The sequence below is a fragment of the Amycolatopsis xylanica genome (assembly GCF_900107045.1).
GTDB lineage: Bacteria > Actinomycetota > Actinomycetes > Mycobacteriales > Pseudonocardiaceae > Amycolatopsis > Amycolatopsis xylanica.
The window spans coordinates 57950-81799 of the sequence record NZ_FNON01000001.1; the positions used below are offsets into that span (position 1 = coordinate 57950).

17 protein-coding genes are annotated in these 23850 nt (G+C 69.8%); 7 read left to right on the forward strand and 10 right to left on the reverse strand.

The features are described 5' to 3' along the window. Positions 1-2 precede the first annotated feature (2 nt). From BLV57_RS00265 to BLV57_RS00300, 9 genes are all read right to left on the reverse strand, one after another. A complete protein-coding gene (locus BLV57_RS00265) occupies positions 3-2105 on the reverse strand; it encodes a serine/threonine-protein kinase (RefSeq protein ID WP_091285051.1) in 2103 nt (700 codons plus the stop codon). Further along, complete coding sequence (locus tag BLV57_RS00270) at positions 2102-3334, reverse strand: caspase family protein (RefSeq protein ID WP_176968445.1); 1233 nt, start codon at positions 3332-3334, stop codon at positions 2102-2104. Before BLV57_RS00270 ends, BLV57_RS00265 begins: the two co-directional genes overlap by 4 nt. After that, positions 3331-3672 carry an effector-associated constant component EACC1 gene (locus tag BLV57_RS43135; RefSeq protein WP_176968446.1) on the reverse strand — a complete coding sequence of 114 codons (342 nt, stop codon included), beginning with the start codon at positions 3670-3672 and terminating at the stop codon, positions 3331-3333. Before BLV57_RS43135 ends, BLV57_RS00270 begins: the two co-directional genes overlap by 4 nt. Positions 3673-3682: 10 nt before the next feature. Beyond that, positions 3683-4705, reverse strand: coding sequence for a transporter substrate-binding domain-containing protein (locus BLV57_RS00275; protein ID WP_091285057.1), 1023 nt, complete (start codon positions 4703-4705; stop codon positions 3683-3685). Then, positions 4702-5892: a hypothetical protein gene (locus BLV57_RS00280; protein WP_143046933.1), complete on the reverse strand. Its 1191-nt coding sequence runs from the start codon at positions 5890-5892 to the stop codon at positions 4702-4704. Before BLV57_RS00280 ends, BLV57_RS00275 begins: the two co-directional genes overlap by 4 nt. A gap of 550 nt (positions 5893-6442) precedes the next feature. Continuing rightward, positions 6443-7489, reverse strand: a complete 1047-nt coding sequence (locus BLV57_RS00285; protein WP_091285063.1) for a CU044_5270 family protein — start codon at positions 7487-7489, stop codon at positions 6443-6445. Then, a complete protein-coding gene (locus BLV57_RS00290) occupies positions 7486-8022 on the reverse strand; it encodes an RNA polymerase sigma factor (protein WP_091285067.1) in 537 nt (178 codons plus the stop codon). The genes BLV57_RS00285 and BLV57_RS00290 overlap by 4 nt, the downstream gene beginning before the upstream one ends. A gap of 91 nt (positions 8023-8113) precedes the next feature. Further along, entirely contained in the window at positions 8114-8932 is an 819-nt protein-coding gene (locus BLV57_RS00295; protein WP_091285070.1) for an NAD-dependent epimerase/dehydratase family protein, read from the reverse strand. Positions 8933-9025: 93 nt separating this feature from the next. Next, positions 9026-9841, reverse strand: coding sequence for an IclR family transcriptional regulator (locus tag BLV57_RS00300; protein ID WP_091285073.1), 816 nt, complete (start codon positions 9839-9841; stop codon positions 9026-9028). 131 nt (positions 9842-9972) lie between these two features. Between BLV57_RS00300 and BLV57_RS00305 the strand changes: the two genes are divergently transcribed. Genes BLV57_RS00305 through BLV57_RS00330 form a run of 6 tightly spaced genes read left to right on the forward strand, consistent with a single transcriptional unit; the run spans position 9973 to position 18763 of the window. Then, the gene (locus tag BLV57_RS00305; RefSeq protein WP_091285076.1) at positions 9973-11484 is read left to right on the forward strand and encodes a sodium:solute symporter family protein; all 1512 of its coding nucleotides are present in this window, start codon (positions 9973-9975) and stop codon (positions 11482-11484) included. A 45-nt stretch (positions 11485-11529) separates the two neighbouring features. Beyond that, positions 11530-12468: a 5-dehydro-4-deoxyglucarate dehydratase gene (locus BLV57_RS00310; RefSeq protein ID WP_091285079.1), complete on the forward strand. Its 939-nt coding sequence runs from the start codon at positions 11530-11532 to the stop codon at positions 12466-12468. Then, on the forward strand, positions 12468-13724 hold the full coding sequence (locus tag BLV57_RS00315) for a glucarate dehydratase family protein (protein WP_091285082.1): 1257 nt from the start codon (positions 12468-12470) through the stop codon (positions 13722-13724). Before BLV57_RS00310 ends, BLV57_RS00315 begins: the two co-directional genes overlap by 1 nt. A gap of 4 nt (positions 13725-13728) precedes the next feature. Continuing rightward, positions 13729-14877 (forward strand): hypothetical protein, encoded by a 1149-nt coding sequence (locus BLV57_RS00320; protein ID WP_091285085.1) that lies wholly within the window; start codon positions 13729-13731, stop codon positions 14875-14877. Between the two features lie 15 nt (positions 14878-14892). Beyond that, positions 14893-16344: an aldehyde dehydrogenase (NADP(+)) gene (locus BLV57_RS00325; RefSeq protein WP_091285086.1), complete on the forward strand. Its 1452-nt coding sequence runs from the start codon at positions 14893-14895 to the stop codon at positions 16342-16344. Positions 16345-16396: 52 nt separating this feature from the next. Further along, positions 16397-18763 carry a polysaccharide lyase 8 family protein gene (locus BLV57_RS00330; RefSeq protein WP_091285089.1) on the forward strand — a complete coding sequence of 789 codons (2367 nt, stop codon included), beginning with the start codon at positions 16397-16399 and terminating at the stop codon, positions 18761-18763. Positions 18764-18811: 48 nt separating this feature from the next. On the opposite strand, the gene BLV57_RS00335 is transcribed toward BLV57_RS00330, so the two are convergent. Beyond that, positions 18812-21358: a LuxR C-terminal-related transcriptional regulator gene (locus tag BLV57_RS00335; protein WP_176968447.1), complete on the reverse strand. Its 2547-nt coding sequence runs from the start codon at positions 21356-21358 to the stop codon at positions 18812-18814. A 172-nt stretch (positions 21359-21530) separates the two neighbouring features. On the opposite strand from BLV57_RS00335, the gene BLV57_RS00340 reads away from it, so the two are divergent. Further along, positions 21531-23792: an ATP-binding protein gene (locus tag BLV57_RS00340; RefSeq protein WP_176968448.1), complete on the forward strand. Its 2262-nt coding sequence runs from the start codon at positions 21531-21533 to the stop codon at positions 23790-23792. Positions 23793-23850 lie beyond the last annotated feature (58 nt).

A 23850-nucleotide genomic window follows, 5' to 3' on the forward strand; every position in this document is an offset into this window, starting at 1 on the left:
GGTCACACCAGCGTTTTCGGGCGGACCTCATTGGCCCGGTCGACTAGCCGCGAGCGGGTGTCGCGGTCGGTGGTGAGCTTGGCCAGCTTGCGATAGGCCTGTTCCAGCTCGCGGCGCAGGTCGTCGTCGGCCTCCTGGGTGACGAGCCGGGCGTTGAGCACCTCGATCTCGAGTTCGGTGTGGCGACGGTCGTCCAGTTTCGCCTCGCGCAACCGGGTCACCGCGTCCGTGTGACGGTTGTCGCCGATCAACAGCCGGATGGCCCCGATCCGGGCGGACAGATGATGCGTGGAATGTTCGGGCACCGCGTCCAGTGCGGAGACGGCTTCGCTGGTCTTGCTTCGCAGAGCCAGCATGCGTGCCAGCCCGAAAGCCGCGCTGACATACGAATCGTCGGTGTGCCAGACGCGGGAGTACAGCTCTTCGGCGCGCGTGTGCTCTTCCAGCCACTCATGGGCGGCCGCCAGGGCGAGCTTCGGCGCGAGTTCGCCGGGTAGCGCCGAGTAGACGGCGTCGAACCGCGTCTTGGCCTCCTCGGGAGCGTCGCCCGCGAAGGCGGCCACGCCGAGGTACCACTCGGTCCGCCAGTCACCCGGCATGGCCTTGCCGAAGTCGGCCAGGTCGGCCTTCGCCTCCTCCAGCTCGCCGACCGCGATACGGGCGCCCGCCAGCCGCAGCAGCACTTCCGGGCTGCGATCCCTGGCGTCCACGAGCGTTTCGACCAGCTGGTGCCGGTCGACGCCGCCGAGTGTCATCAGGAACGCCGCCTCGGCGTCGTCCGGATCCACCAGGGGGCTGGGCAGGCAGGACGGCACGTCCTGCCAGCTCACCGCGTCGCCGGTGCCGAACGCCCGCGCCTCGCGGGTGAACAGCGTCGACACCACGATGCCCGGCTCGTCGTTCTCCTTGGCGAGTACTTCCGCGAGCACGCCGGCGACCTGGTCGCGGAAGTCTTCGGCGGCCGTGAACCGCCGCGCGGGCTCGGGATGCGCGGCCCGGATCAGCAAGCGGTGAAAGGATTCCTGGCGTTCCAGCCAGTGAATCTGGCCGAGCGGGGGAATGCTGTGCTTGTACTGCTCGGTGAACCCGGCGAACGGGAACCCGAGCACGGCCATCGTCCGGCCGAGCGTGTAGAGATCGGTGTCCGGGCACGGACGGCGCGGGTCGCGCGGGTCGTCGATCTCCGGTGCCTGGTAGCCCTCGGTGCCGAACACCGCGCCCTTGTCGTCCTCGTGCAGCATCGCGCCGAGGTCGATCAGCTTGGCGCGCTGGTCGACCTGCATCACGTTGTCCGGCTTGAGATCGCAGAACCGCAGCCCGCGCCGGTGCAGGTAGCCGAGCGCGCCGAGGATCTCGTCGGCGTACTTGAGCACCACGCGCACGGGCAGCGGCGCGGGCTCACCGTCGACTTGGTGCCGCTGCAGCACATCCCGCAGCGTCCGGCCGCCGAGGTACTCCATCACGATGTAGCCCGCGGTGGCGCCGGTGTGCGGATCGGTGTGCCGGACGAAGTCGTGGATCTTGACGATGTTCGGGTGGTCGACCTCGACCAGGTACCGCTGCTCGGCGACCGCCGCGGCCACGGCGTCCGGGTCGCCGGTGTCGATCAGTCCTTTGAGTACGACCCAGCGCTCGGCCCTGCCGTCGCCCAGATTCCGGTCCCTGGCCAGGTAAATCCAGCCGTAGCCGCCATACGCGAGGCAGCCGAGGATCTCGTACTTGTCGACATGCTGACCGGGGTCCAGCGACGGCCGGAAGGAGAACGGCGTCCGGTCGCGCGGGCAGAAACCCTCGGTCAGCCCGGGTTTCTCTCCTCGGGGCTGGCCGACGGGCTGGCGGCACAGGTGGCAGACCCGGCGCCGGTAAGGCACTTCCGGGTCGGCGAGCACGGCGGTCGCCGGGTCGCGCGGGGTGAACGGCGGCAGCTCGACCTGCTCGATGAGACTGCCGCGATGCCGTGCCTTGGCGCCCGTCGTGCTGCGGCGTGACGACACAGCGGGCAGCTCTTGCGCGACTGGCGCGCTGGGTTTGTCGAAACCGCAGGTGTCGCAGGAATCGTCACTCAGGTACTCGCCGTCGCAACCGGGGCGCACACAGGCCGTCATCGCTCTTCCCCTCGCCTGGCCTGGACGGCGGCCACGTACGCGGTGGTCGCGACGGTGGCCGCGCCCAGGTCGCACGGCCTGCTCCACAACAGGTCCCAGGCCGTTTCGTGCAAAGTGGACAGATCCTCGTCTTCGGCGAAACCGAGGCGGGCGGCCATCGCCGTGTAGCCGTCGAGCTTGCCGCGCAGCTCGTCGCGCCGGTCGATCAGCCCGGTCGCACGGGCGCGTTCGTGCTCCAGTCTCGCTTCGTGGGCTGAGACGGCCTTGTCCACTGTGGAGAGTTCGGCCGTCGCTTGAGCCCAGCGTCCGGTTCGGAGGAGTGCGTCGACTTCGCCGAGTTCCGGCAGCGGAGGCAGGCCGGGAAGACTGGCGTTGGCGATCTTGCTCCGCACGGTCGCGCGCGTGCTCTCCACGTCGGCTTCGACGGCGGCCAGCTCGGTCAGGCGCCGTCCGACGCGGTCGCGCAGCGCGCGCACGGCGTGCACCCGCGGCGCGTGGTTGGGCGCGAGCGCGAGGCCGGAAACGTTGCCGTCGTCGCGATTGCGCGGGGACGGCCCGGACAGCCGGGTCATCTCGGCGCGCAGCCAGTTCGTCAGCACCCCGATGGTCAGCAGCGGGCCCGCGCCCGGCACGCCCTCGCGCAGCGCGGTCAGCAGGGCGCCGGTGAAGAGCGTGTGCTCCGCGCCCGCCGGGGCCAGCGCGGTCTGGGTCGGCGCCGTCGACGTCAGGATGTACGCGCCTTCGACGTCGACCTCGGCGAACACCACCTCGCCGCCGCCAGCCATGGTCTGGCCGATCGCGCGGCCGCTGAAGCAGCAGTCGATCACGAGCACGCGGGCCCGTGCCCGGCTCGTGCGGATCGACTCGCGCAGCTCGGCGCACGGCAGCGCCGACGTGCTCACCGTGTGCTCCTTGGTGCGGCTGGTCGCGAGGTACAAGTCGTTGCCAGGCCCCGAAATCAGGCCGTGGCCCGCGTAGTAGACGAGCAGCACGTCCTCGGCTTCGGCCGCGGCCTTGGCGAGCGCCTCGCCGACCTCGGACTCGTCGGCGGGGTCGGCCAGCACCGCGCAGTGCGCACCGGGCAGGCCGGTGCCCTCCGGCGAGGTGAGGATCGCGCGGAGATCGCGGAGGTTGCCCGCGACGGCGGGGAGCTGGGGTAAGGCAAGGTAATCACCCACGCCCACCAGCACCGCGCGTGACCGCGCCGGATCCGGCAGGCGGGCGGTCATCCCGCCTTCTCGTCTGGGTTCTCGAGCAGCGCGCGGACCACTTTCTCGGCGTCCTTGGAGTGGATGTCGAGCTCGACGCTCTCGCCTCGCGCGTTCGTGACCTTCAGCCGCACCTTGGACCGGCGCGTGCCGAGCCAGGTGCCGAGCGCGGCGGCGAGTGCGGCGACCGCGCCGCCGTCGCCGAGCGTCGCGACCAGCACGTCGGTGACCCCGCCCATCTCGCCGGGCCGGATCGGGGCGTTCCCGGGGGTGATCAGCCCGCGCAGCCCCGGCTCGCCGGCCAGCCATTCCCGCAGTGACGCGAAATCGTCACCACCCACCTCGATGCGTGCGCGCACGTGCTCTCCCTCATTCGGTGCGATAGTCGGGCGAGGGCACGGTCTTGCCGAGCCCGTCGAAATACGTCTTGTACAGGTTCGCGAGGCTGCCGTCAGCGCGCATCTGCTCCAGCACGGCGTTGACCAGGCGGACCAGGTCCGGCGCCTCGTTGCTGATGGCGACACCGGCGGGGTCGTCACCGGCGGTCGAATCGGGCAGCACGGTCGAGTTCCCGTCCTGCGCGGCGAAACCGGCCAGGATCACGTCGTCGGTGACGACCGCGTCGACCTGCCCGCGCTGCAGCATGACCATGCAGTCGGCGCTGTCCGGCACGGACACCGGCGTCGCCGCCGACTGGAGGATCCTGGTGATGTTGACCGTGTTCTCCGCGGCGCAGACCTTGCGGCCGGCGAACGCGGTCAGGTCCGTCGGCTTCTTTTCGACCGTGCCGCGGACCAGGATTCCCTGCTTGGCGACCAGATACGGCGACGAGTAGAGCAGGCCGTAGGTCTGCACGCGCTGACAGGTCATGGTGGCGTCGGCGATGACCATGTCGACCTTGACGGCATTGCGCTTGGCGCTGTCCGCCTGGGCGCGGTTCTCCTTGGTGTCAAGGGATTCGAAGCGGCTGCCGGTCGGCACGGCGACGTAGCGGATCTTCTTGGGCCGCTCTTCGGGGGCGATCGTCCCGAAGAGGGCGTCGGCGATCCGCTCGGTCAGCTTGATCTCCAGCCCGTCCATCTCGCCGGTGCGGAGATCGCGCGAGCTGAGCTGCTGCAGCGTCTGGCTGACGCCGACCACCAGCTGGCCCCTGCCGCGGATGGTGTCGAAGACAGGGCCGGACGGCAAGCCACCCGCGCCTCTGGGCAGCCGGTTCGGGTTGAGGCTCTGGGGCACGCCGGTGCACGTCGTCTGCGGTGCCGGCGGCGCGGTGGGGGAGAACGCGACGCCTTCGGGCACCGGACGCGGCGCCGGGCCGTGGGGCAGCGTGGGTTCGGCGGGCACCGAGCAGCCCGCGGCGAGCAAGGCGAGCGCGAGGGCGAGTCGTCTCATCGGTACTCCGAGATCCGGGGCCAGAGACCGGCGAAGGTGGCCGCGGCGGCGAGCACCATCAGCACGACGAGCGCGCCCGCGACCCCGGCCAGCGCCGACCTGGAGTCCTTGATGGACATTCGGACGTCCTCGGTCGCGGTCGCGGCCACCTTGCCGAGCGCGTCGTCGAGGCCCGCGGCGAAGGTCTGCTTCTCGTTGGCGGCCGGTTTCGTGATGGCCGCGGCGGCTTCGCCATAGGTGACGGCACCCTTGCCCGCGAACGAGGTGTGCGCGTCACGCCAGCCGGTGAGCGACTTCCGCGCGTCGGACAGCGTCGCGTACTGGCCGTGGCCCGCCGGGGAATCCTGGGCTTCGCGCACCAGCTCGCCGATGTCGTCGAGTGCCTTGCTCAGCCGCTCGTGGTCGCCCAGCTGCGGGAAGATCAGGCTGCGTGCCTCGTCGCCGTCGGCGCTGCGGCCCTGCGCGCGTGCGTCGGCGACCGGCGAGATCACCTGCCGGGTCTCGTCGAGCGCGTCCGCGCTGTGCGAGGCGGCGACCAGCGACGCGACGGCGAGCCAGCCGAAGGCGGCGACCGTGAGCACGGTGGCCGCCGCCATGCCGATGTTGAAGCGGCGCCGCGTGCGCCTGGCGACATAACGCTGGCAGTACACCAGCACCGCGACCGCGAGCAGGCCCGCGAGCGTGGCGGCCCAGGGGAAGTCGTCGACCTCGTCCTGCGCCGCGGTGATCGCCTTCGTTTCGGCGTCGCGGACGGCGGTGGCCGCGGTCAGCATGGTGCCGCGCACGAACGCGGTCGCCTCGGTGAGGTAGGAGGTGCCGAGCGGGCGTGCCTGCTTGGCGTAGACCCAGCCCGCTTCGACCAGGCCGACGTAGACCGGGATCGAGTCCGTCAGCTCGGCCAGTTTCTGCGCGGTCACCCCGGTCGGCGCGGTGCGCGTGGCGAACCCGAGCGCGGCCGTCGCGGCGGCGATGTCGTCACGGAAGGCTTGCTGCTGGAGCGGTTCCTCGTCCCCGCTGACCAGCATCACGTTGAGCGAGGTCGCGTCGGCGGCGGCCAGCGCGCGGTAGACCTCGAGTGCGGCGGTGGTGACCGCGGCGTGCTCGGCGCCGATCTCGTCGAGCCGGTCCGCTCGGTTGCCGACGCTCAGCACCCCGACGAGGCCGGCGAGGAACGACGAAATGACCACCGCTGCGACAATGAGCGTAAGCCGACCCTCCGTTCGGCGGAAATGCGCGGCGACGAGCGATCGGAACGACGAAATGATCTTCCACCCCTCAATGCCCACAGTGTTCGTTCGCGACGAGCTGTGACCGTACCCCAGTCATGATTTTTTGGGGACGGCATTGTCAGGTTGTTGCAATTCCGTATTTCGTTCACTCGAACGGCCGATTGTAATTGCATTGACTTGGCGCGTATTAGGGCGGCTTGCTCGCCTGGTCAGGCGTGCGCGCAAGGTTTAGTCAAGGTCGAGAGATCAGCTTGTGGTGGTACGAAATCGGACTACCACAGGAAGGTGCGGCCATGCTCAAAAAGTTTAGAATGTCCGCGTTGATCGTCACCGTGGTGCTTGCGCGAGTGGTACCTCTGCTCCGTCAGATGCAGCGGAGTTGCCACTCGCGCGGACTACAGTTCCCTGATCCGAGCTTGATCGCGCAGCGAGGGTCTCCCTCACCCGGGCTAAAGGGGGTCGTGAGTGTTTAGGCCGGTTAGAACCGGCCGCAGCACTCACGACCTCTTTAGGGCGCTTCTGCGGATGGGGGCTTGGGCTCGTCGTTGGTCCACTCGGCCGAGAGCACGACCTGGACCAAGGAATTGATGGGGCTGGAGCCTGGCGGAACGGTCGTTTTGAATTCGTAGCTCAGCAGTTTGCCGGTGGTCGTGTCGACGATGAGCCGCACCGGGCCCTCGTTGCGGCCCTTCTCGGGGTCGATGGTGAGCGCCATTCCAGGCCTGCCCTCGGGATCCGTGGCAGGGCCTTCGGAGCGGACTCCGTCGAGACCGGCCAGCATCCGGAACAAGCCGGCGCGGGCCTCGGGACGGATCGGGAATTCCGACAGCAGGTAGGTGGCGAACCGGATGAGCCAGGCTTCGCCGTCGATCCGCGGGTCGAGCGGTTTGCCGAGAAAAAAGCTCTTGAGCTGATCGGGGTCGGCGGGCAGGGAGTTCATTTCCTGCCTGGTCAAATACAAGCGTTCCCCGTTCGGGCCGACACCGTAGCCGAGGACTTCCTCGCGGTTGACCTCACCGAAACGCGGCTCGCCCGCCCCCAGCACGATTACGGTGATGCCGTCGCGTGCGGTGATCTGGGCAGGTGAGCCCTGACGTTTCCAGGCTTCCACGTCGGACGGCTTCGTCGGCTTCGAGCCCAGGTTGACGGTGCCGCCGAAATCCGGGGCGGCCGGGTCGGCCGCCACCCAGTTCTCGCTGAGGATGCGCGTGCTGGTCTGGTAGAAATCCGGCGCGTTGCCGACGTCGGACTCCGCGACATCGAGCTTGCGTGAGCGGTAGAACCGGCCTGACGTCGCCGGTTCCTTGGCGGCCTGGGTGGCGGCGACCAGCAGCACCTCGCGGCCGGAGAGCGGGCCCGCGGGCTTGGTGTCCGCGACCACCACGACCCCGGCGACCACGGCCGCGCCGATCGCCGCCGCCAGCATGGCCCGCCTGCCGATACGCGGGCTCGCGGGTTTCGCGTTGAACACGCGGGCCCGTGCCTGGGCGACCACCGACGGGTCGGGGGCCGCTGCGGGCGGGAAAAGACGGCGGATTTCTTCGAGGTCGTTCATGACTGTGACTCCAGGGAAGTGCGGACTTTGCGGCGGGCTCGGCTCAGGCGGGAACAGACGGTCCCGTAGGAAATGCCGAGTGCGGCCGCGACCTGGTCGTAGGTCAGCTCCGCGAGTGCGATGAGCAGCAAGACGTCGCGGTCGCCCGCGGACAGCCCGGCGAGCGCGCGGGCGAGTGGTTCGCGCAGGTCCTGGGCGCTGACCCGGGCGATGGCGGCGTCCTCGTGGCCGAGTACGGCGGAGGAGGCGTCGAGCCTGGTCAGTGCGCGGTAGCCGCGGATCTCGGAACGGCGGTGGCGGCGCATGAGGTTGCTGGCGATGCCGTACAGCCAGGCCCGGTGGTCGCCGCGCGCCGGGTCGAACCGGTCGCGGGTGCGGTAGGCGACGAGGAACGTCTCGGAAGCCACGTCATCGGCTATGTCGACTCCCAGTCGTCTAGCGACATAGCCGTGGATCTCCGCGAAATGCCGGTCGAACACCACCTCGAAGGCGTCCGGTGGCGATTCCGCTTTCGCGTCGGGTGGAGCTGTCATGCAGCACTCCTCGGTCGTGCGCCCACCGGCCTGTCCGGTGGGCGCCGTCAACCGTTCTTGCCCGAAGCGATCTTCACCCTTCTCGATCGGCTCAGATCGGGTTGAAGTGGCCGAGCGGGGCGGTGCAGAACGGGCCGCCGAGCCACTCGCCGCCGCTGGGCAGCGGCTTGTCCTTGAGCTGCTCGGCGTAGACCTCGGCGTTGTCGAGCGACTTGTAGCCCAGCGACTCGGCCTCGGTCAGCGAGTAGAGGCGGCGGGTGTTGTCCGAGACGCCCCAGATCAGCTTGTAACCGGGGGAGGGCGCCGAAAGGCAGGCCTCGAACAGGCGCGCGCCGTCGTCGGGGGAGAGCCAGGTGACCAGGCCGCGCGGGCCGAGCACCAGCGGTGACTCGAAGCAGGAGCCGATGCGGATCGCGATCACGTCCATGCCGAAGCGGTCGTGGTAGAGCGAGCCGAGCGCTTCGATCGCGGCCTTGCTGACGCCGTAATAGGTGTCGGGGCGCGGCGAAGAGTCGGCCGGGTGACCGCCTTCTGGAGTCTCGTCCACGCGGCGGAAACCGACGGAGTGGTTGCTGGAAGCCAGGATGACGCGCTGGATGCCCGCCTTCTGCGCGGCGTCTAGCACGACCTGGGTGCCGTTGATGTTGACGTCGAGGGTGGCTTCCCACGAGTTCTCGCGGCTGTGCCCGCCGAGGTGGATGAGCGCGTCGACGCCCTCGCAGGCCTTGGCCATCGCGTCGGGATCGGTGACCGAGCCGGTGACGATCTCGACCGCTTCGCCGTCCGCTGCCGGGGTCTGCTCCGCGAGGTCGAGCAGGCGCAGCACCCGGCCTGCCTTGGCCAGGCGCGGGCGCATCAGGGTGCCGACGATCCCCGCGGATCCGGTGATCAGGACGCGCTGGTCTGCCATGAGGTTTCCTTCTCGCTCGTGGTGTGTGAGGACCGGGATAAAGCGGGCTTTATCCCGGGGAAAGCACCCGGGGTAAAGCCCGCTTTATCCCGCTTAGCGGATACCCGCTCGCCTTAGTCTCTGGCCGAGCTCCGCCGTGGTCTCGGCCAGCAGCTCGCCGACGCGGCGGACGTCTTCGTCGGTGACCTGGCCGACCGGCATCGAGCAGCTCATCGCGTCGGTGCCGGGGATGCGGTACGGGATCACCGCGGCGACACAGCGGACGCCGAGGCTGCCTTCCTCGAGCTCGGACGCGTACCCGCGCTCGCGCGTGGCCGCGCATTCGGCGTGCAGCGCGTCGAGGCTGGTGATGGTGTTGGGGGTGAGCGCGGCGAGCTGATGCGGCATCAGCTCGTTGATCTCGTCGTGGGTGAGCTCGGCGAGCAGCGCCTTGCCCAGCGCGGTGGCGTGGGCGGGCAGCGTACGGCCGACGCGGGAGACCAGATGGGTGGACCTGGTCGACTCGCGGGTCTCCAGATAGACGACCTCGGTGCCGTTGCGGCGCGCGAAGTGGGCGGTGAGTCCCGTCTTCTCCCTGACGAGCTCCAGCGCCTCCGTGGCGAACGGCACCACCGGGTCACGATCGAGATACGCCGTGCCGCAGATCAGCGCGCGGACGCCGAGGCGGTAGCGCGCGGTGTTGGCGTCGGCTTCGAGCCAGCCTGCCTCGAGCAGTGTCTTGAGCAGTCCGTGCAGGCTCGACCTGGGGAAACCGGTGCGGGTGTGCAGGTCGGACAGCGACAGCCACACGTCGTTGGCCGCGAAAGTCTCGATCAAGTCGATCGCGCGGCGGGCCGATTTGACCCCCGCGTTGTCACTGGTGGCACCCGCCGGGCTACCCGCTGCCGGGATTGCGACCTTTTGCGGCATCTGGGCCTGCTCCTTCTGGTCGTTGACAGGTGACTTGGGCCATATTAGCGTCCCGAACAACGTTCTTATGGATGAACATAATCACTATAACAGACTCCGTTCACGGATGTGAACAACGAGAGGGGTCAGCGGTGCATTTGCTCGACTGGATCATGGTGTCCGCGTACTTCGTGTTGATGGTGGCGATCGGCTTCTGGTCACACAGCCGGATCTCCACGGTCAGCGACTTCTTCACGGCAGGCGGGAAGATGCCGTGGTGGCTGGCAGGCATCTCCCATCACATGTCCGGCTACAGCGCGGTGCTCTTCGTCGCGTACGCGGGTGTGGCGTACACGGACGGCATCACCGTCTACTTCTGGGGCATGGCCTCCATCGGTATCGGTGTCGGCATCGGGTCCTGGCTCTTCGCGGCCCGGTGGAACCGGCTGCGCTCGAAGCTGGGTGTCTCCTCGCCGCTGGAGTACCTGGCCAAGCGCTACAACGTGCCGACCCAGCAGGCGCTCGCGTGGAGCGGCAGCCTGCTGAAGATCTTCGACATCGCCGCCAAGTGGTTCGCGGTCGCGACGATCCTCAACGTCTTCGCGGGCGTCCCGTACACCTGGGGCATCATCATCACCGGCACGATCACGCTGATCTACTGCACCGTCGGCGGTCTCTGGGCCGACGCGCTCACCGACTTCGGCCAGTTCGTCATCCAGGCCATCGCCGCGATCGTGATGCTCTGGGTCGTGCTCGCCAAGCTCGGCGGCATCTCGGGCCTGTGGACCATGTGGGGCAAGCTGCCCCCGGCGCACCTCAACCCGACCACGGCGAAGTTCACCACCATCGTGTTGCTGGTCTACGTGCTGGTGAAAACGCTGGAGTACAACGGAGGCATGTGGAACCTGGCGCAGCGCTACATGGCCGCGCCGAACACCCATGAGGCCAAGCGCGGCGCCCGGCTCTCCTCGGTGCTGTACCTGCTGTGGCCGCTGGTGATGATGTTCCCGATGTTCGCCGCCCCGCTGCTGATCCCCGGCATCAAGAACCCGAACAACGCGTACGCGATCATGACCACCACGTTCCTGCCGCCCGGCCTGATCGGGCTGGTGCTGGCCGGCATCTTCTCGCACACCATGGCGATGGTCTCCTCCGACGCGAACGCGATCTCGGCGGTCATCACCCGCGACATGATGCCGGTGCTGTGGAAGAAGGCGCGCCGGTTCACCGAGGCGCAGGGCCTGCTCGCCGCCCGGGTCACCACCGTCGTGTTCGTCGTGCTGACCATGATCGTCGCCACGCAGGCGCCGAAGCTCGGTGGCGTGCTCACGATCGTCGTGCAGTGGGTGGCCGCGCTGATGGGCCCGATCTCGGTGCCGCTGCTGCTCGGCCTGCTGCCGTGGTTCCGCCGCTCGGGTTCGCGTGCCGCGCTCATCTCGTGGGCGGGCGGCCTGCTGGCCTACGCGCTGGCCTACTACGGCTTCAACGCCTCGCTCGCGGTGACGGTCTCGCTGCCGATCCTGGTCTCGCTGGCGCTCTACATCGGACTCGGCGCGCTCCTGCCGGAGCGCAACGCCGTGACCGACGAAATCATCGACACGATCGACCAGGCGGACGAGGTCGAGTCGGACAAACCGAAGGAGGGTTCGGCCGTTCCCGCATAACGGGGGCGGTGCGAACACCAGGAAACACAGGGAGAGTCGAAATACATGGCACAGCCCAAGATCGAGCTGGACGGTCTACTCGCGTTCCCGTTGACGCCGTTCACCGAGGATCTCGAACTGAACCTCGACGCGTTCGCGGAGAATGTGGAGAGCCACATCGCGGCCGGAGCCGGCGCGCTGTTCGTGGCCTGCGGCACGGGTGAGTTCAGCTCACTCTCGCAGGCCGAACAAGCGGCGATACTGGCGAAGGCGCGCGAGGTGGCGGACGGCCGGGTTCCGGTCTGGGTAGGTGCCGGTGGTGGCGCGGCGACGGCCCGCGCCGGGATCGCGGCGGCTCAGGAGGGCGGCGCCGACGGCGTCCTCCTCCTGCCGCCGTACCTGGTGACCGGGCCGCCGTCGGGGCTGATCGACCACGTGCGCTACGCGGTCGGCGACTCGACCGTGCCGGTCATCGTCTACCACCGCGGCACCGGGGTGTTCACCGCGGCCACGGCCGTGGAGCTGCTCGACATCCCGTCCGTGGTCGGCCTGAAGGACGGCTTCGGCGACGTCGAGCTGATGACCAGGATCGTCACCGCGATCCGCTCGGTCGGCTCCGACCGGGCGCGGGACTTCCTGTTCTTCAACGGTTTGCCGACCGCGGAGGTCTCGGCGAAGGCGTACGCGGCGATCGGCGTCGCCCGCTACTCCTCGGCCGTGCACTGCTTCGCGCCGGAGATCGCGCACCGGTTCCACGCCGCGCTCGCGGCTGGCGAGACCGAGGTGATGGACGCGCTGCTGGCCGGGTTCTACCTGCCGCTGGTGGCTTTGCGCGACGAGACCTCCGGCTTCGCGGTGTCGCTGGTCAAGGCCGCGGCGCGGCTGCGCGGCGACAAGGTCGGCACGGTCCGGCCGCCGCTGATCGAGCCGACCGCCGAACAGATCGACCGGCTCGAGAAGGTCGTCGAGCGTGGTTTCGCGGTGCTCAAGGGGATCGACGCCTGATGAAGATCCAAGACATCGTGCTCACTCCCGTCGCGTTCGCGGATCCCCCGCTGCTGAACGTGATGGGCGTGCACGAGCCGTTCGCGCTGCGCGGCGTCGTCCAGCTGGTCTGCGACGACGGCGTGGTCGGCCTGGGCGAGTCGTACGGCGATCTGGCCTTTTTGGACCAGGTGCGCCAGGTCATCCCCGAGCTGAAGGGCCACGACGTCTTCGACCTGCCCGGCCTGCAGCGCAAGATCGCCGCGGTGCTCGGCAAGGCCGTGTTCTCCGATCAGCACGGGCTCACCGGCGGCTTCTCCAACCGCAAGACCATCGCCACGGTGTACTCGCTGTTCGAGGTGGCTTGCCTTGACGCGCAAGGACATTTCCTCGGCAGGCCGGTCGTCGACCTGCTCGGCGGCAAGTCCCGTGACGCGGTCGACTTCTCCGCGTACCTGTTCTACAAGTACGGCGCGCACCTCGGCGCCGAAGAGGACGCGTGGGGTGAGGTCACCACGCCGGAGACGCTCGTCGGCGCCGCGCGCACGATGATCGACCGGTACGGCTTCAAGTCGATCAAGGTCAAGGGCGGTGTCTTCGAGCCGGACCAGGAGATCGCGGGCATCCGCGCGCTGGCCGAGGCGTTCCCCGGTCTTCCGCTGCGGATCGACCCGAACGCGGGCTGGAAGGTCGACACGGCCATCCGCGTCGCGCGGGAGCTAGACGGTGTGCTGGAGTACCTCGAGGACCCGACGCCGGGCATCGAGGGCATGGCGCAGGTCGCCGCGCAGGCGAACATGCCGCTGGCCACCAACATGTGCGTGGTCAGCTTCGACGACATCGAGCCGGCCTTCCGCCAGCGCGCGGTCGGTGTCGTGCTGTCCGATCACCACTTCTGGGGCGGGCTGCGTGACACGCAGGCGCTGTCGAAGACGGCGGAATGCTTCGGTGTCGGGCTTTCCATGCACTCCAACAGTCACCTCGGCATCTCGCTGGCCGCGATGGTGCACGTCGCCGCGGCGACCCCGCACCTGACCTACGCCTGCGACACGCACTGGCCGTGGAAGACGACCGACGTGATCGCGCCGGGCTCGCTGGCGTTCGTGGACGGTGCGGTCGCCGTCCCCGACAAGCCGGGCCTCGGTGTCGAGCTGGACCCCGACGCGCTCGCCCGCGCGCACGAGGACTACGTCCGATGTGGACAGACCAAGCGGGACGACGTGACGTACATGCGACGTTTCGTCGGCTCTTTCGAACCGAACACGGCACGGTGGTGAACCCTTGCGGGTAACTGGTTACGCGTATTCCTGGGACGTCTTGGGCGACCCCGGCTTCGTCGAGCGCGCCCGCGACCTGGGCGTCGACGAGGTCGCGGTAGCGGTGTCCTATCACTCGGCCCGTGCCGCGACACCCTGGTCGCCAGAACACACGGCGGTCGTCGCGCGGCACGCGGCGCTCTACCGTCCGGTGCGGGAGGAAGCCTGGCGTGGCGCCAAGTTACGCCCGGCCGCACCGGAGTGGGACCCTGGAGATGCCGCCGGGGACGCCGTCCGCGTGCTGAACGCGGCGGGCATTCCCGCGGCGGCGTGGATCGTACTCACGCACAACTCCTTGCTGGGCACGGAATTCCCCGAGTTCGCGGTGCGCAACTGCTTCGGCGAGTTGTACCCGTGGGCGCTGTGCCCCTCGCAGCCGGAGGTGCGTGAGTACGCCACCACGCTGACCGCGGAATGCCTGGAGGGCCTGGAGTTCTCCTCGGTCATCCTGGAGGCCTGCGGTCCGCTCGGTGCCATTCACCAGCACCAGCACGAGAAGACCGACGGTGTCTGGGCGCCCGCGGTGGCGCGGCTGCTGTCGATCTGCTGCTGTGCGGCCTGCGCGGCGGGCTGGACCGAAGCGGGTGGCGACCCCGAAGCCATCCGCGGCAAGCTTCGCGCCGAGGTCCGGCGGCTGATCGAAACCGGCGACTTGACGGTCACCGAGGACAAGCTGCTGCCGTCGTTGCGAGAACTGCTTCTCACCACGCGCCAATCGGCCGTCGACACCTTGCGCCGCGCGGTGATCGCGCAGATCCCGGACGGCGTGCGGATCGTGCTGCACGGCGCACTCGACCCGTGGGTCACCGGCGCGCTGCCCGGCCTGACGCCCACGGCCGCCGAGGACGTCGACGCGGTGGTCCTGTTCAACTGGGTGCCCGGCACGGCCGCCACCGCGGCGGTCGCCGCGGCCAGGCAGGCCCTGCCGTCCACAGTGGACATCGGAAGTTACGTGACGGCCGTGGCCGCCAACCCGGTACCCGACATGGAGGCCTACGCTCGGGAACTGGGGAAGGCGGGTGCCGCCGAGCTGCACCTGTATCACCTCGGGCTCGCCGGCCCCGGACGCTGGCCGGACATGCACGGCGCCACGAGCGGCGCACACGGGATTTAGGAGAGAACGCACACCATGGCTCAGACAGACCCAGCCACGCTGGAACAGATCCTCGCGGCCGCGGCGGAGGCCAGTGGGCCCGCCGCGGCCGCGACCCCAGCCGAGCGCGCCGCTTGGCTGGTCGCGGTCGCCGACGCGCTCGACGCCAACGCCGACGAACTGACCGCGCTCGCCAACGCCGAGACGCACCTGCCGGTCTCGCCCCGGCTGCAGGGCGAGCTCAAGCGCACCACCTTCCAGCTGCGCCTGTTCGGCGAGGTGCTGGAGGACGGCGAGTTCCTCGGCGCCACCGTCGACCACGCCGACCCGGCCTGGCCGATGGGCCCGCGCCCGGACATCCGCCGCTCGCTGACCGCGATCGGGCCGGTGCTGGTGTTCGCCGCCAGCAACTTCCCGTTCGCCTTCAGCGTGGCCGGTGGCGACACCGCGTCCGGTCTCGCCGCGGGTTGCCCGATCATCGTCAAGGCGCACTCCGGTCACCCCGAGCTGTCCGCCCGCACCGGGCAGATCGTGAAGGAGGCGCTGGCCGCCGCCGGTGCGCCTGCCGGCATCTTCGACGTCATCTACGGCCAGCCCGTGGGTGTCGCCGCGCTGAACGACCCGCGCATCCAGGCCTCCTCGTTCACCGGCTCGGTGCCCGGTGGCCGCGCGCTGTTCGACATCGCGAGCGCCCGTCCCCGCCCGATCCCGTTCTACGGCGAGCTGGGCAGCGTCAACCCGGTCGTGGTGACCCCGGCGGCGCTCGCCGCGCGCGGCGAGGCCATCGCCAAGGGCTACGCGGGCTCGTTCACCTTGGGCGCGGGCCAGTTCTGCACCAAGCCGGGCCTGCTGTTCCTGCCGGAAGGCCACGGCCTCGAGGACACGCTGCGCGAAGCCGTCGCCGGGATCGCCGGTCAGGCGATGCTGAACGACCGTATCGCCGCCGGCTACTCCGAAGGTGTCGACAAGCTGCGTGGCGTCTCGGGTGTCGAGGTGCTCGCGGAAGGCGGTGGCCAGGGACCGGAGTTCACCCCGACCCTGTTCGCCACCACGGCGAAGAGCTTCCTCGCCGACGCCGACACCGTTCGCGAGGAGTGCTTCGGCCCGGCCTCGCTGATCGTCACCTACACCGACCAGGCCGAGCTGATCAGCCTGCTCGACATCATCGAGCCGGGACTGACCGCGACCATCCAGGGCGAGGAGTCCGACGCCGACTGGGTGCGGCCGATCCTCCCGTCGCTGACCAAGATCGCCGGTCGCCTGCTGTGGAACGACTGGCCGACCGGGGTCACGGTCAGCTGGGCGCAGCAGCACGGTGGCCCGTACCCGGCGACCACCGCGCCGACGTCGACCTCGGTCGGCACGGCGGCGATCACCCGGTTCCAGCGGCCGATCGCCTGGCAAAGCTTCCCGGACGCGTTGCTGCCGGAAGCCTTGCAGGAAGCCAACCCGTGGCAGCTGCCGCGGCGCACGGACGGCCGTCGCTAGTCCTTTCCCGTAAGTCCCCACTGTGACAATGGAGTCCCCCGGAGGTTCCGTCATGCCCGTAAACCGGAGAACGGCCTTACGCACCACCGCGGTCGCGGCGGCCACGGTCGCGCTTCCGCTGGCCGCCAACGGCCCGGCTTCGGCCGCCAAGGCGTCCGGCCTAGCGGCGGCCGAGGACGCGGGCACCGGTTCGATCGTGACGGCCTACCGGGAACTCCAGACCGGCATCCACCGCGACTCCGCCGAGCGGACCGCGGCGCTGGCGAACATCGACCGGGTGGCGAAGGCCAACAACGCGAGCATGTCCGTGACGGGCGGGGCGTTGTGGGCCGATCTGCCACTCGGTCCCGGCAGCACCTACACCACCTCGATGTACGCCCGGTTGAGGTCGATCGCGGTCAACTGGGGCACGCCCGGCGGCGCGCTCTCCGGTGACCCGGTCGTCCTCGACCGGATCAAGACGGCGCTGGAGCTGCTCTACACCAGCAACCAGTACAGCGAGAAGACCGACGAGATCGGCAACTGGTACACCTACGAGATCGGCATCCCGTACTACCTGTTGCACACCCTGGCCGCGGTAGGGGACCAGCTGGCGCCCGCCGACGTCGCCAAGTACCTCAAGCCGGTGTTCCGCTTCAACGCGGACCCGAACAAGCGCACCAACAACGCCTCGATCATCGAGACCGGCGCCAACCGCGCGGACAAGTCGCTGATCGCCATCGTCTCCGGCGCGATGGCCGGTGACGCCGCGACGATCACCAAGGGCATCGAGGCGCTGACCGACGTCGCCGGCGGCGGCGCGGCCAGCGTCGTCGCGAAGCTCGACCGGGCGGCGGGCGACGGGTTCCACGTCGACGGTTCGTTCATCCAGCACGACTCGATCCCGTATTCCGGGCACTACGGCATCGTGCTGCTGACCGCGCTCGCGGGCACCATCCACGTCACCAAGGGCACCGCGTTCGCGTTGCCGGAGGAGCTCAAGCAGAAGATCTACGCCACGGTCGCCGACACCTTCGCGCCGTTCGTCTACGCGGGCGCGCAGATGGAGTCGGTCCGCGGGCGCATGCTCTCGCGCCAGGGCGAGACCGGCCACGACATCGGTCACCAGCTGACCGGCGCGACCGTGCTGCTGGCCAGGTCGGCCACCGGCCCGGTCAAGACCGAGCTGGCCGCGCTCGCCACGAAGTGGATCAAGGAAGACACCTACGCGCCGTACCTCAAGATCCCGGACCCCGAGCGGTTCGCGCCCGGGCCCGACCTGGTCGGCATCCCCGGCATCGAGTTCGCGCAGGAACTGCTGGCCGGCAACGCGAAGCCGGCACCGACCGTGCCCGCGCACCGGGTGTTCGGCCAGCAGGACCGGGTCGTGCACGTGACGACCGCGTGGTCGGCCTCGCTCGGCATGGGCACCAACCGCATCTCGCGGTACGAGTCGGTCAACCAGATGAACCTGCACGGCTGGTACACCGGCGACGGCGTGCTCTACACGTTCCTGCCGAACGCGAAGGGGCACTACACCGACGCGTACTGGCCGACCGTCGACCCGCTGCTGCTGCCGGGCGCGACCATCAAGACCGGCCCGACCCCGCCGCTGCAGGACGTGCCCCGCACGCCCAACGCGTACGGCGGCGGCGTCCGCTGGGATGCCTCCCATGGCGCGCAGGGCCTCGACTTCATCTCGTTCGACGGCACGCTGACCGCGAAGAAGTCGTGGTTCTTCACGCCGTCCGGCGTCGTCTGCCTGGGCGCGGGCATCACCGACGCGTTCGGCCAAGAAGTGCGCACCGCCATCGAGAACCGCAACCTCCAGGGACCGGGCGGGGTCCTGCACGCCGACCTGAGGCGGGTGTCGACGGAGCTGGGCCAGTCGACCGTCCTGAAGCGGCCGCACGCCTTGCACTTGGAGAACGTCGGCGGCTATGTGCTGCTGGACGACGCCGACGTGGTCGCGCTGCGCGAAGACCGGACCGCGACTTGGCGTGACATCGACACCGGCGCGAACACCAAGGGCAGCCTGGAGCCCTTCACCCGGCGCTACCAGAAGCTGGTGCTCTCGCACGGCGTCAAGCCGGTGAACGCGACGTACGCGTACGCGGTGCTGCCGGGCGCTTCGCTGGTGTCGACCATGGCGTCCTGCCTGGCGTTCCGGGTGCGGTCCAACACGACGACCGCGCAGGCCGTGAAGCTGTGGGACAACACGCTGCTGGCGAACTTCTTCGCGGCGGGCACGGTCGACGACGTCACGGTGTCCGGCCCGGCGTCGATCGCCTTCGGCAAGGCCAGCGGGCGCTGGAAGCTCGCCGTCGCCGACCCGACGCAGCAGCAGGACAGCATCAAGGTGACCGTGCGCCGCAAGACGATCGAGGTCCCGGTCAAGAACACCTTCGGCGCCACCAAGCTCGTCGACCTGCCCAGGTAAGCGAACGGGATAAAGCGGGCTTTACTCCGGACCGGGATAAAGCCCGCTTTATCCCGTTTTGGCGGGAAGCTTGTGGGCGAGCTGGCCGCGGCGGGAGATGTCGAGCTTGCGGTAGATGTTGGTCAGGTGGAACTCGACCGTGCGGCGGCTCAGCACCAGCGCGGCCGCGATTTCGGGGTTGCTCCAGCCTTTTCGGGCCAGTGTGGCGACGTCGCGTTCGCGTTCGGTCAGCGCTTGGTCCGGCTCCGTGCGCTTGAGGCTCGCCTGTGCGTTCGCCAGCTCGAGGCGGGCCTGTGAGCGGCCGAGCACCTCGACGGCCTCGATGAGCAACGCGGGGGAGTCCCGCACTGTCCCGGCGACCCGCAGCGCGACACCCAGCCTGCGCGGCAGGTTCCGCTCGCGTGCCGACGCGAGTTCGCTTTCGGCCAGTGCCAAGGCTTCCTCGTGATTTCCCAGCTCGAAGTGGGCGAGTGCGGCGGCGATGCGCCAGGGAGCCTGAGGATGCTCGGTGAGTCCTAAATGCGCTAGCCGCCTGCCGCAGTCGAGCTGGTCGGCGAGCGCGGACGCGTGGTCGCCTGCCGCCGCGTGCAGCAGGCCTCGGGCGTGCAAGGTCAAGCACGCCCGCAGATACGTGGTCGTGGTCCGCTTCCGCGCGAGTAGCCGCTCGATCTCCGCTTGGTCGCCCCTGGCCGCGACCAGGCGCATCCGAGCGCCGTCGAGCAGTTCGCCCTTGATGTCCACTAAGGACAATTTGTCGGCCGCGGCCTCGAGGTCGGCGCCTGCGCTGGTCAGCTCTCCGCGCTGGTAATGGATTTCGGCGCGGTTCAGCAGTGCCAGGCCGGTCGCGAGCGGCAGTCCGGACGCGCCGTCGTCGAGCACTTTGTCGCAGAGCAGCAGCGCGAGGTCGTACTCCTCGATGTTGGTCAGCGCGGTGACCACGGCCCCGAACGCCCGCAGCTCACCGAGGCCGGTGATCGGGCCGGTCGGGCCGTTCTCGAGCGCGAGGCGCCGGACGGCCGCCACGGGTTGGCCGGTCACCGATCCGCGAGCGGCGAGGAACGCGTTCAGCCGCCGCGTGCCCGCCTCGGAGGTGTGGCCGAGCGCGGCGAGCCGCCGCGGGATCGCGACCGCGGCCTGCGGATCGTGGCGTGACTGGTAGAGGACACAGACTTCGAGGTCGGCCGCCAGCCGGGGGTGGCTGACCGACCAGAACCGCACCGCTTCCCGCAGCACGTTGAGCGCCTCGTTCCAGCGGCCGGACAGCCACAGCGCGTCGGAGAGCAGCTCGGTCGCGCGCGCCCGCCGAGCCGGTTCGCCGTCGTTTTCGACCACGCGGGTGAGGGTGCGCACGGCCGCCGCCGGGTCGGCGTGCACCTCGGCCGCGCCGAGTTCGAACAGCACGGCTTCGCGCCGCTCGGGCGGAAGTGGCTCGCGCAGCACGCGACGCAGGTGGGCGACGGCCTCGTGCGGGTCACCGTCGGCGAGCGCGGTGCCCGCCGCGTCGAGCAGGACTTCGGTCACCCAGGCCTCGCCGATCTCGTCCGTCTTGCGCAGGTGCGCGGCGACCAGCCGGTCCGGCGCCTGCTCCCGGCGCAGGACCCGCGCGGCCTTGGCATGCGCCGCCTGGCACTCGGCCGGGCTCAGCCCGCTGGCGATCGCCACCCGCACACCGCGGTCGGCGAACGCGGGTTTTCTTGCGCCGGTGAGAAAACGCAGCTCTCGCAACCGCTTGGCGGCCCGCAGCGCGCTGGACGGTGTGAGCCCGGCGACGGCGGCCGCCAGGTCGAGATCGATCGGTGCGTCGTCGAGCGCGGCGACGGTTCGCGCGAGCGAGGCCAGCGCCGGATCTTCCTCGGCGAGGAACCGGTGCACGGCTTCGCTCAGCCGGGGCGTGCCGAACACGGCGAGATCGAGCCTGCTGGCCCGGATTTCGAGACAGGTCCTGATCAGCGCGGTGAGCCTGGCCGGGTTGCCCGCGCTGACCACCTGGCAGGTCTCTACGAATGCTGGGCAGAGGTCGCCGCCGAGGCTGTCGGTGATGACGAGCTCGCAGGCCTGCCGGTCGAGTCCGCGGAGGGGAAGACGGTGAAACGGCGGGCTGTCGCCTGCCGGGGTGTCCGTGGAACGCGTGAGCAGGATGCCGATCCGGTGCCCGGCCGCGAGCCGCCTGGCCGCGTAGCCGAGCCAGCGGGTGGACTGCGGGTCGGCCAGCTCGGCGTCGTCGACCAGCAGTAGCACGGGAAAGTGCTCGGCGAGATGCGCCGAAAGCCACAGCCACCAGCCGTGCAGCTGGGCCTGGATGTCGTCGTGGTCGAGCGGCAACGGCAGCGTGCGTTCCAGCAGCTGCCGGACCACCCCGAAGGCGAAGTCCCGTTCGGCCTTCGCGGCTCGCGCGGACAGCACCAGGAAACCCTGTGCCTCGGCCAGCTCCGCGGCCGCTGTCAGCAGCGACGTCTTGCCAGTTCCCGCCGCCCCGGTGAGGGTGACCACCGCGGGCTCGCCCGCGCCGATGCGCTCGAGGTGAGCGGCGAGCAGATCGAGTTCCCGATCCCTGCCGTGGAGCCGCCTTCCCTGTGTGACTTCGGCGAGATCCACGGTCGCGAGGGTAGGGCGCCGTGGCCTGCGGGTAAAGGATTTCCTCGTACCTACCGTCACATACATCAGATGAAGTATGTCATATATCACGCGCCCCTGTGGAGTTCCGCAGTTCCCGGGCAGTGGTCCCCGTGTGACCATGTGGGAAATCCGGTGGCGAGGGTGGGGTTACGTGGAATTCAAGGTTCTCGGCGCGCTCGAGATCGTCGATGAGACCGAGATCGTCGAGCTGAGCGGCGTGAAGCAGCGCGCTGTGCTCGGCTACCTGCTGCTGCACGCCAACAAAGTGGTGCCGATGAGCCACGTGGTCAAGGCGCTGTGGGGCGCCGACGTGCCGCCGTCGGCGCGCAAGATGGTGCAGAACGCGGTTTCGGCGCTGCGCCGGATGCTCGCGACAGCGTCGAGCGAGGCGCCGGTGCTGCTCACCCACGCACCGGGTTATCTGCTGCGCCTGGAGCCGGAGTCCCTTGACCTGCACCGATTCCAGCGGCTCGTCGATCAGGCGCGCGGGGACCTGGCAGCGGGCTCGGCGCAGCAGGCGGCCACCGCGTTGCGTGCGGCGCTGGCGTTGTGGCGTGGTCCCGCGCTGTCGGATCTGGTCGAAACCGGGCTGAACTGGTCAGAGCTCAGCGCGCTGGAGATCGCCAAACTGGGCGCGGTCGAAGATTGTTTCGAGGCGGAGCTCGCCTGCGGCAGGCATCACGAGGTGCTGGCCGAACTCGCCGAGTTCGCCGTGCGCGAGCCGCGTCGCGAACGGCTGTGCGGGCAGCTGATGGTGGCGCTCTACCGGGCGGGCCGCCAGGCCGAGGCGCTCGACGTCTACCAGCGGACCCAGGCGCTGCTGGTCCACGACCTGGGCATCGAGCCGGGCCGTGAACTGCGCAAACTGCAGAGCATGATCGTCAGCCAGGATCTGGCGCTCACGGCGCACCCGCAGCCGGTGGCGGTCGCGCCGTCGCCGGACGTCAGCCTGGAACGCAAGCAGGTCAGCGTGCTGCTGGTGCATGTCGGCGCGCCCGCCGACACCGATCCCGAGGACGTGAACGACGCGCTGCCGGGGATCGCCGCGGTGGTGGGCGAGGAAGTGCGCCGGTTCGGGGGAGTCGGGGGCGGCACCATCGGCTCGATGTTCCTCGCACTGTTCGGCGTTCCCCGCAACCACGAGAACGACGCCGAACGCGCCGTGCGGGCCGCGCTCGCGATCCGCGACCGGCTCGACGGCGCCGAAGTCAGGATGGCGGTGTCCACCGGCGGCGCGCTGACCCGGTTCCAGCGCGACGACGCGGCCGCGCCGCCGGTCGTCACCGGCGCGGTGGTGGACACGGCCCTGTTGCTGTTGGGCGCCCCGGGCTCGATCGTCGCCTGCGAAGCCACCCGCCGCGCGGCGGAAGGGCAGATCGTCTTCGACGGCGCGCTGGCCGTTTCGCCAGCCGAAACCCGGGGAGCCGGTGCGGGGACGCTGGTCGGCCGGGTCCACGAGCTGCAGCTGATGCGGAGCCTGCTGGGGCAGGTCCGCGACCTGCGGCGCCCGCATCTGCTCACGGTCCTGGGCAGGCCGGGCATCGGCAAGAGCAGGCTCGTCGCCGAGTTCGGCCGTCAGGTCTGCGCGAACCGCGAAGCCGTCGCCTGCCTGACGGGATTCACCTCGCCGTTCGCCACGGAGTCCCCGTACCTGCCGCTCACGGCCATGATCGGCGAGCCGGACGCGGACCTCGCCGCCTGGTGCCGCTTCGTCGAAGCGACCGCGACCGACGGCCCGATCGTGGTGGTGCTGGAGGACCTGCACTGGGCCGACGACGTGCTGCTCGCCGCCGTCGAAACGCTGACCGACCGGCTGCCCTCGGTGCCACTGCTCGTGATCGCGACCGCCCGCCCCGAGCTGCTGCAGCGCCGTCCTGCCTGGGGCGGCGGCCGTCGCCACACGACCATGACCACACTCGATCCGCTCAGCGAGCACGCGACGGCCGAGATCCTGCTCGACCTCGCCTCCCGCGAGGGAGCGGACCGCGCCGGACTGCCCGAGCTGTGCGACGCGCTGGCAGGCCGCGCGGGCGGCATCCCGCTATTCGCCGCCGAGTACGCGAAGATGCTGGCCGAGTTCCCCCGCCGCGACGACTTCCCAGTGCCCGCGGGCGTCCACAGCGTTCTCGCGTCGCAGGTGGACATGCTGTCGTCGACCGAAAAGACGGTGCTGCTGGACGCTTCGGTCTTGCCGGAGCCGTTCTCGGCGCAGGCCGTGGCGTCTGTCGGGCGCCGTGACGAGGCCGAGGTCGCCGGCGCGATGACACAGCTGGAGCGCCTGGGTTTCCTGCGCCGCTCGGGCGGCGGGTACGTGTTCGAGCATCCGCTGGTCCGGGAGGTCGCCTGCGCTCAACTGCCGCGCTCGGAACGCGCCGACAAAAAGCAGCGCGCCCTCGTTGTGGGGTCGTCGTGAGTGTTTTGGCCGGTTAGGGCGAGCCGGTATTCGATGACCTACCCGTGACGTGGCCTTG